The sequence below is a fragment of the Acidithiobacillus sp. genome (assembly GCF_027322205.1).
In the GTDB taxonomy this organism is placed as follows: Bacteria; Pseudomonadota; Gammaproteobacteria; order Acidithiobacillales; family Acidithiobacillaceae; genus Acidithiobacillus.
This window is the reverse complement of record NZ_DAHVHY010000083.1, coordinates 1-8,018: the sequence shown is the minus strand read 5'-3', so window position 1 is coordinate 8,018 and position 8,018 is coordinate 1. Positions and strand designations below refer to the sequence as shown.

The 8,018-nt window shown below is 59.6% G+C and carries 9 protein-coding genes and 1 pseudogene; all 10 read left to right on the top strand.

All coding sequences use genetic code 11. From position 1 onward, the window contains the following. The coding region (locus tag M7F93_RS10405) for a pyruvate kinase alpha/beta domain-containing protein (protein WP_298173022.1) at window positions 1–301 on the top strand (301 nt) is incomplete at its 5' end. A 107-nt stretch (window positions 302–408) separates the two neighbouring features. Then, entirely contained in the window at window positions 409–1,479 is a 1,071-nt protein-coding gene (gene fba, locus M7F93_RS10400) for a class II fructose-bisphosphate aldolase (protein ID WP_298173019.1), read from the top strand. 64 nt (window positions 1,480–1,543) lie between these two features. After that, the gene (gene rpe, locus M7F93_RS10395) at window positions 1,544–2,206 is read left to right on the top strand and encodes a ribulose-phosphate 3-epimerase (RefSeq protein ID WP_298173016.1); all 663 of its coding nucleotides are present in this window, start codon (window positions 1,544–1,546) and stop codon (window positions 2,204–2,206) included. Between the two features lie 3 nt (window positions 2,207–2,209). After that, window positions 2,210–2,890, top strand: coding sequence for a phosphoglycolate phosphatase (locus tag M7F93_RS10390; RefSeq protein WP_298173013.1), 681 nt, complete (start codon window positions 2,210–2,212; stop codon window positions 2,888–2,890). A gap of 109 nt (window positions 2,891–2,999) precedes the next feature. Continuing rightward, entirely contained in the window at window positions 3,000–4,517 is a 1,518-nt protein-coding gene (gene trpE / locus M7F93_RS10385) for an anthranilate synthase component I (RefSeq protein ID WP_298173011.1), read from the top strand. A 51-nt stretch (window positions 4,518–4,568) separates the two neighbouring features. Beyond that, entirely contained in the window at window positions 4,569–4,829 is a 261-nt protein-coding gene (locus M7F93_RS10380; RefSeq protein ID WP_298173009.1) for an AbrB/MazE/SpoVT family DNA-binding domain-containing protein, read from the top strand. Next, window positions 4,816–5,235: a type II toxin-antitoxin system VapC family toxin gene (locus tag M7F93_RS10375; protein ID WP_298173006.1), complete on the top strand. Its 420-nt coding sequence runs from the start codon at window positions 4,816–4,818 to the stop codon at window positions 5,233–5,235. The genes M7F93_RS10380 and M7F93_RS10375 overlap by 14 nt, the downstream gene beginning before the upstream one ends. Window positions 5,236–5,243: 8 nt before the next feature. Then, window positions 5,244–6,845: a Fic family protein gene (locus tag M7F93_RS10370; RefSeq protein WP_298173003.1), complete on the top strand. Its 1,602-nt coding sequence runs from the start codon at window positions 5,244–5,246 to the stop codon at window positions 6,843–6,845. Between the two features lie 291 nt (window positions 6,846–7,136). Next, a complete protein-coding gene (locus M7F93_RS10365; RefSeq protein WP_298173000.1) occupies window positions 7,137–7,709 on the top strand; it encodes an anthranilate synthase component II in 573 nt (190 codons plus the stop codon). Then, a pseudogene (gene trpD, locus M7F93_RS10360) lies at window positions 7,706–8,018 on the top strand (anthranilate phosphoribosyltransferase); the annotation flags it as partial. The gene M7F93_RS10365 and the pseudogene trpD, both read left to right, overlap by 4 nt.

Genomic DNA, 8,018 nt, shown 5'->3' with positions numbered 1-8,018 from the left:
CTCCACCGCTTTATGGTTGTCCCGCGCCAATCCCCGGGTGCCGATCTACGCGTTAACCCCGCAGGTCTATACCCGGCGCAAGGTGACTCTGTTTCGCGGGGTACACCCCGTTAATTTTCCCCAGAGTCGCCATGATGATCCGGTGCAGGTCATGCGGGCGGCAGAAGACGAACTGCGACGACGCGGTGTCGTTCGCAACGGTGATCTGATCCTCATTACGATTGGCGAACCCATGGGTGCCTCCGGTGGTACCAACACCCTCAAGCTGGTGCGTGTCGGAGATGTTACGCACCGTGCTTAAATCTGTTTCTTTTGAGACCGTTACCGGGGCCGACTTGCAGTTTACGGGGTCCCTCTATACGATTACTCAATATCAATCAATTTTCATTCACGTTTAGGAGAAGCATTATGGCCCTAGTTTCCTTGCGCCAATTATTGGACCACGCCGCCGAACACAGCTACGGAATTCCTGCTTTCAACGTCAACAACCTGGAACAGGTGCGCGCGATCATGGAAGCCGCTGCCGCCGTTGACGCACCGGTTATCCTCCAGGCTTCTGCCGGCGCCCGCAAATATGCCGGCGAGTCCTTCCTCCGTCACCTGATTCTCGCCGCCATCGAAGAGTACCCGGACATCCCCGTCGTCCTCCATCAGGATCACGGCGCCAGTCCGACAGTCTGTATCCAGGCCATTCGCTCCGGCTTCTCCAGCGTAATGATGGACGGTTCGTTGCTGGAAGATGCCAAGACCCCGGCCAGCTATGACTACAATGCCACCGTCACCGCCAGAGTTGTGGAGATGTCCCATGCCGTCGGCGTGAGCGTTGAGGGTGAACTGGGTTGTCTCGGTTCCCTGGAGACCGGCATGGCGGGCGAAGAAGATGGTGTCGGCGCCGAAGGCTGCCTGACCCATGATCAGATGCTGACCGATCCCGAAGAGGCCGCACGTTTCGTGAAGGCCACCAAAGTAGACGCCCTGGCCATCGCCATTGGTACCAGCCACGGTGCTTACAAGTTTACCCGGCCACCTACCGGCAAGGTGCTGCGTATCGACCGGATCAAGGAGATTCATGCGCGGATTCCCGATACCCATCTGGTCATGCACGGCTCCAGCTCAGTGCCCCAGGATTGGCTGAAAATCATCCACGAGTTCGGTGGCGATATCGGCGAAACCTATGGCGTACCGGTAGAAGAAATCCAGGAAGGCATCAAGTACGGCGTACGTAAGGTCAACATTGATACCGACCTGCGTCTGGCCGCCACCGGCGCAGTGCGCCAGAGCCTGTATAAAAACCCCAAGAACTTCGACCCACGCAAGTTCCTGACCGCCTCTCTCGATGCCATGCGCGACATCTGCCATCAGCGCTTCGAGGCTTTTGGCAGCGCCGGGCAGGCCAGCAAGATCAAGGTCATCCCGCTGGATAGCATGTTCAAGCGCTACAGCAAGGGCGAACTCGACCCCCGCGTTACCAGCGTCTAAAACCCGCTATGGACCTGTTGACTGGCGAGAGCGCATGGCGCTCTCGCCCTGTTTTGGAGGCAAAATGACCCAGTTCAAGATTTCTCCCTCCATCCTTTCGGCGGATTTCGCCCGGCTGGGTGAAGAAGTGCGCGCTGTCGATGAAGCGGGTGCGGATTACATTCATGTGGACGTCATGGACAACCATTTCGTCCCCAATCTGACCATCGGACCGCTGGTGGCCGCCGCGATTAAGCCGCACACCAAAAAACCCCTGGATGTGCATCTCATGATCTCGCCGGTGGACGGCATTATCCCCGACTTTGCCAAGGCCGGCGCGGACATCATTACCGTGCATCCGGAGGGGACGTTGCATCTGGACCGGACCATCCAGTTGATCCACAGCCTGGGCTGCAAGGCGGGCGTCTCTCTCAATCCTTCCACACCCCTCGATGTGTTGGACTACGTACTGGAGAACCTCGACCTGGTGCTGGTGATGAGTGTCAATCCCGGCTTCGGCGGGCAGAGCTTTATTGAATACACCCTGCGCAAGATCGAAGCTATCCGTAAGCGCATTGATGCCACCGGCAAGGCCATCGAGCTGGAAGTGGATGGCGGCGTCAAGCTGGACAATGTGCGGCGCGTAGCCGATGCCGGCGCCGATGTCTTCGTGGCGGGCAGCGCCATCTACAACACGCCCGACTACGCCGCGACCATCGCCGCCTTCCGCAAAGCGCTGGCGGGCTGAACGATGGTGAAGCTGAACACCAAGCCATTTACAGCGCGCGTCGTCCTGCTGGATCTGGACGGCACGCTGGTTGATACCGCACCAGATCTTGCCGGTGCGGCCAACTATGTACTGCAAAAACTCGGGCTTGCTCCCGCCGAAATGCCGGTCATTCGTGGTTTTATCGGTAACGGCGTCCGTGAACTGATGCGCCGCGCGCTGGCCATTCACAGTGATCCCAGCGAAGGGGAACTGGATGCGGCCATGGTCGATTTCAGCCAGTACTACGGGGAGCATCTGCTGGACCACAGCGTGATCTACCCAGGGGTGCGCGGCACGCTGGAGGCCTTGCAGGCTCAGGGCCGGGAGCTGGTATGCATCACCAACAAGACCGCGGCCTTCACCGTGCCGCTGCTCCAGCGACTGGACCTGTACGATTTCTTCGGACTGGTCTTGTCCGGCGACAGCCTGCCGCGCAAGAAACCCGATCCATTACCCCTGACCCATACGGCTGAACACTTTCATCAGCCGGTGGGAAACTGCCTGCTGGTCGGCGATTCACGTAACGACACGCAGGCGGCACGGGCGGCGGGCATGCCCATTGCCTGCGTGACCTACGGTTATAACGGCGACGAGCCCGTCCATTGCCTGGAGCCCGACGCGATACTGGACAACATGAGCGAATTATTGGATATTCTGGCGTAGATTTGCGAGGAATCAGAGGCATCATGCGGAAAACACTGCGGTGGGAGAGACGATGGCGTTGCTGCTGAAAGGCAGTGACTTCTTTTCTATCGCTCTAACGAGGTGATCCGTGATTCCAAAAGCAACCTTCGAGGCTTTGGCGCGCCAGGGCTACAACCGCATACCCCTTTCCCGTGAGGTCATCGCCGACCTCGACACCCCCTTATCGGCCTATCTCAAACTGGTCGATGGTCCCTATGCCTATCTGCTGGAATCTGTGCAGGGCGGCGAAAAGTGGGGCCGTTATTCCATCATCGGTCTTCCGGCACAGCAGATATTGCGGGTCACCCAAGGCGTTGTCACTGTTCATGTGGACGGCGTCGAGACCGAGCAGGCGACCCCGGCGGACCCCATGGAATGGATCAGCGCCTTCCGCAAGCGCTTTCGTGTGGCACCACTGGAAAATGCCGATGAGCGCTTCAGCGGCGGCCTGGTGGGCTATTTTGGCTACGACATCGTCCGCAGCATCGAACCTCGCCTCGCCCGCAGCGCCCCCTTGCCCGACCCGCTGGATCTGCCGGAAATTCAGTTGCTGGTGGCCGACGAACTGCTGATCTTCGACAACCTGCGCGGGACCCTCCGTTTGCTGGTGCACGCCAACCCCGCCCAACCCGATGCCTGGGAGCGTGGCGCCGCCCGCCTGCAGCAGCTCCAGCAGCGGCTGCGCGAGTCGGCACTACCGCCCCCACCGCCGGTGAGCACCCGACACGTCCGCGAGGAGGATTTCACCGCCAGCTTCAGTCGTGAGGGGTATATGGCGGCAGTGCGCACCATCAAGGAATATATCGGCGCCGGGGACGTGATGCAGGTGGTGCCCTCCCAACGCCTGTCCACGCCGCTGACCGCGCACCCGCTGGATCTCTATCGCGCCCTGCGTGGCGTCAATCCCTCCCCCTACATGTTTTATGTGGATCTGGGTGACACCCATCTGGTGGGCTCGTCGCCGGAGATACTGGTGCGTGTCGAAGATGATCAGGTCACGGTGCGCCCTATCGCCGGCACCCGTCCGCGCGGCAAGACCCGCGCCGAAGACGAGGCGCTGGAGCAGGAACTCCTCGCCGACCCCAAGGAGCGCGCCGAACACCTCATGCTCATCGACCTGGCGCGCAACGATGTGGGGCGTATCGCCGATACCGGCTCGGTGCAGTTGACCGATTCGTTCGGTATTGAGCGCTACTCCCATGTCATGCACATTGTCTCGCAGGTCACGGGACGATTGCGCCAGGAACTGGACGCCATGGATGCTTTACGAGCGACCTTCCCGGCCGGGACCGTTTCCGGTGCGCCCAAGATTCGCGCCATGGAAATCATCCGCGAGGTGGAGCCGGTAGCGCGCGGCGTCTATGCCGGAGCGGTGGGCTACTGGGGCTGGAATGGCAACATGGACACCTGCATCGCCATTCGCACCGCCGTCATCAAGGATGGCATGCTGCATATTCAGGCGGGCGGCGGCATTGTCGCCGACTCGGAGCCCGCAGCCGAGTGGGAAGAAACCATGAACAAACGCCGCGCCATGTTCCGCGCCGTAGCACTGGCCGAAAACGGCCTCGACCCCGAAGGGAGGGCAGATCATGCTACTCACGATTGATGGTCGGGGTTGTGCTAACATTTTCTTACTAGGTAAGAAGTGAGTACTGCCATGCGAACCGTAACTGTTTCTGATAAGGGCCAGGTGGTCATTCCGGTAGAAATCCGTCGTCGCTTAGGGATCACGCCGGGCTGTCAACTCGACTTTAGTTTGGAGGGGCATGTCATCCGTGCGGAGGTGAAACGCCAGGTTACCCCGACGATCGCCGAAGACGGCTTTGGCATGCTGGTTTGCAGGCGGCCGGGCAAACGCCGTCTTGCCGATTTCGATGTCGCCCTCGCCATGCGGGAAGCCAAAGATGATCGCCCTTGATACCAACATTCTGGCGCGTTTCTATGTGGCTGACCCGGCTGACCCCGAGGCCGCCAGACAACGTCCGATTGCCCATAGACTCCTGACCGAATCCCCCCAGGTGTTCATACCCCTGACCGTAATCCTTGAGCTCGAATGGGTCATGCGCGCCTTTTATGGCTTCGCGGACGAGGATTTCGTCAGGGTCGTCAAACATCTGCTTGGTCTGCCCAACGTCAGTGTCGAGGAATGGTCGCGCATCGCCGATGCCTTGGTCTGGCACACAGAGGGGCTGGACTTCGCCGATGCGCTGCACTTGCTGGCCAGCAGCCATTGCACGGAATTCATGAGCTTCGATGACCGTCGATTCGCGCGCCGCGCCAAACGTCTTGGTGTTGCACCTGCAGTCGTTGTGCCTGCCAAGTAGCCGCCGTCATGCCGTTACCTATCAACATCAACGACCTTCTGCACGGCAAACCCGTCGAATGGGAACGCCTGGAGTTCAAGGAAGGCTGGAACCCGGAGGCCGTTCTGCATACCCTCTGTGCCTTCGCCAATGACATCCACAACCTGGGCGGCGGTTACATCCTGATCGGCATCGCGGAAAATAATGGGCGTCCGGTTCTGCCTCCGGTGGGTATCGAACCCACACAAATCGACGCCATCCAGAAGGAACTGCTCCATCTTGGCTTCAGTGCCATCGCGCCCTATTACCACCCCATAGCCGTTCCGGTCGAAATCGAAGGACGGCATGTGCTGGTGCTCTGGGCCCTGGGCGGACCGACGCGCCCCTACAAGGCCAAGATCAGCCTGAGCAAGGACAGCAAGGACTACGCTTACTACATCCGCAAGAACTCCAGCACCATTCGCGCCAAGGGGGCCGACGAAACAGAACTCATGTCATTGGCGGCCACCATCCCCCACGACGACCGCGTCAACCAGCAGGCCAAGGTGGAAAGTCTCTCCCGCGAACTGATGCAGGACTATCTGCAACAGGTGGGCAGCGATCTGGCCGGGCAGGCGCCCAATCTTTCGTTGGTCGAACTCGGCCGCCAGATGGGCGTCGTGGGTGGACCGGAGGAAGCGCCGTTCCCCCTCAACGTCGGCCTGATGATGTTCAACCCGGAGCCCTGGCGCTTCTTTCCTGTCATGCAGATTGATGTTGTCTGGTTTCCCAAGGAAGGGCCAAGCGGCAACAAATTTTCGGAAAAGATATTCAAAGGTCCGATACCCCGCATGACCCGCGACGCGCTCGATTACATCAAGCGCAACCTGATTACCGAAACCGTCATCAAACATCACGGTCGAGCCGAATCAACCCGCGTTGAAAACTTCCCTTACGATGCCATCGAAGAAGCCGTCGTCAATGCGGTTTACCACCGGGGCTATGACACGCGCGAACCCATCGAGGTGCGCATTGAGTACAAAGAATTGTTCGTCATCAGCTATCCGGGGCCGGATCGTTCGGTGCGGCTGGAACAACTGCGCGCGGGTCGCGCCCAACCACGACGCTATCGCAATCGCCGCATCGGCGAATTTCTGAAGGAACTGGAATTCACCGAGGGTCGTTCCACCGGCATCCCCAAAATCATGGAAGCCATGAAAAAGAATGGCTCCCCTCCGGCTGAATTCGAGTTCGACGAAGACCACAGTTATTTTATGGTGCGGTTGCCGATTCACCCGGCGGCGTTAGAGGTGGCAGAGTCAGCAACCGGCAATGCGGCGATTTCATCGGCAACAGTGGGCGCTGGCGAGACGGCGCTGGCAGGCGAAGTCGGCAGCACCAAGTTGGCACTAAGTAGGCATCAAGTCGACATCCTGCGCAACTGCTTGGCAGATATGGAGATTTCAGACCTGATGGCGATTGCCGGGCGCGCCGACCGCACCAAGTTCCGGAACCAAGTTCTCAGGCCGCTGCTCACCGATGACCTACTGGTAATGACCATTCCGGACAAGCCGACCAGTAGTAAGCAACGCTATCGCATCACCGACAAAGGCCGGAACCTGCTCGCCTCGTTGAATGAAGGCGCAGCATGAATTACCCCAGCATCCGCATCGAAGGCGCGATCCTCTCACCGGACATCCTCGACCATCTCGACGATGCCGCTGGTCAGCGTCCTACCGATTTCGGTCTCGACACTGGCACCAGTAAAGGACGAAATCGCCCTCGCCTGGGCCGACGCGCAAGTCTAAATCGCACTTTTTACGGGGAACGCGTAATCTACAGCCCAATTAAAGCACGGCCTTGCAAAAAGCGGGTATAGAAAAGGCTAGGATTCGCGAGTGTTTTGTAGTAAAATACATACAAATCAATAGGATAATTTTATTATGCTACTCATGATTGATAACTACGACAGCTTCACCTACAACTTGGTGCAATACTTCGGCGAACTGGGGGCGGAAGTGCGGGTCGAGCGCAATGACGCCATCGACGTGGCGGCCATCGAGAAACTGGCACCCAGCCGCATCTGCATTTCGCCCGGCCCCTGTACCCCTAACGAGGCGGGCATCTCTCTGGACGTTATTCATCATTTCGCCGGAAAAATCCCTTTGCTGGGGGTCTGCCTCGGGCATCAGGCCATCGGCCAGGCCTTCGGCGGCAAGGTCATCCGCGCGGCGCAGGTGATGCACGGCAAAACCTCGCCCATTTTTCACCAGGGCCAGGGGATATTCCGGGATTTGCCGGACCCCTTCGCCGCCACCCGCTATCACTCCCTGATCGTCGAGCGCGACTCACTGCCCGAGGCGCTGGAGGTGACGGCCTGGACCGCGGAAGGAGAAATCATGGGTTTGCGCCACCGCAGCCTGGATGTGGAGGGCGTACAGTTTCACCCAGAATCCATTCTCAGCGAGCACGGCAAAACCTTGCTGCAACACTTTCTGCAAGGCGGCGCGCGATGATCGTCCGGGACATACTGGAGCAAATCGTGGCGGGGCAGGACTTGTCGCGCAAAGAGGCACAAACGGTCTTCGCCGGCATCATGGCCGGGGACTGGACGCCCGCGCAAATCGGCGCCCTGCTCATGGGCCTGCGCATGAAAGGGCAGCGAGTAGAGGAACTGGTGGGTGCCACCCAGGCCTTGCGCGCCTGCATGACGCGGGTACAGGTCTCCACCGATCACCTGCTGGATACCTGTGGCACTGGCGGCGATGCCCTGAGCACCTTCAACATATCGACGGTGTCTGCCGTGGTGGCGGCGGCCGGCGGGG